The sequence below is a fragment of the Vibrio sp. 10N.222.55.C6 genome, assembly GCF_041473395.1.
Lineage (GTDB): Bacteria > Pseudomonadota > Gammaproteobacteria > Enterobacterales > Vibrionaceae > Vibrio > Vibrio crassostreae_C.
In genome coordinates this window covers 1-565 of sequence record NZ_JBFRSD010000738.1, presented here as the reverse complement: position 1 = coordinate 565, position 565 = coordinate 1, and the positions used below count along the sequence as shown (strand labels likewise).

General features: G+C 43.5%; 1 pseudogene. It reads right to left on the bottom strand.

Annotated elements, in window-relative coordinates:
• Positions 1 to 565, bottom strand: a pseudogene (locus tag AB4486_RS25910) (hypothetical protein); the annotation flags it as partial.

The following is a 565-nucleotide window of genomic DNA, read 5'->3' as shown; positions in this document are numbered from 1 at the left end:
CTCTTTGTTTGTCTTATAGCTACGCCCTTCCTTGAGGAGTTGGTCACGGTACACCAACGCATGAGCCGAAGTAACAGGATCCACGGATTCAACGGGTAACAGGTTAATACAGTGACTGGCACGAGCATTTAACTGATGCACTGTTAAAGGTCTGATATTTTGCAACTTCTTACTAGCGACAAAAGCGTCTAGCGCCGCTTTTAATGAAACGACAGGGTGATTCTTTCGGTGAACTGTAGAAGTTAAGTCCCGATGTTCTGCTTTACGAACTGGAGCGGCAGATACCTCAATATCAGGTTGATTCGATTCAAACTTACTACGAACCTCATCGATAATCGCATCACAATCCGCTTTAAAGCCTTCTACACAACTTTGCCCATGAGTTTTAGTTATTAACTCTTTTAGACTAGCAGCAACGGTTAGATTGCGTTCAGAAGCAAGTTGACGGTTCTTGGTTAGTAAAGATACTTTCAGATCGAACGGAAAGCCATTATCTCGAAGTTTTTTCGGCAGACAAACACGTGTGTAGTAGGTGCAATTTGGGGCGCGGAAAAGGTACATTGTC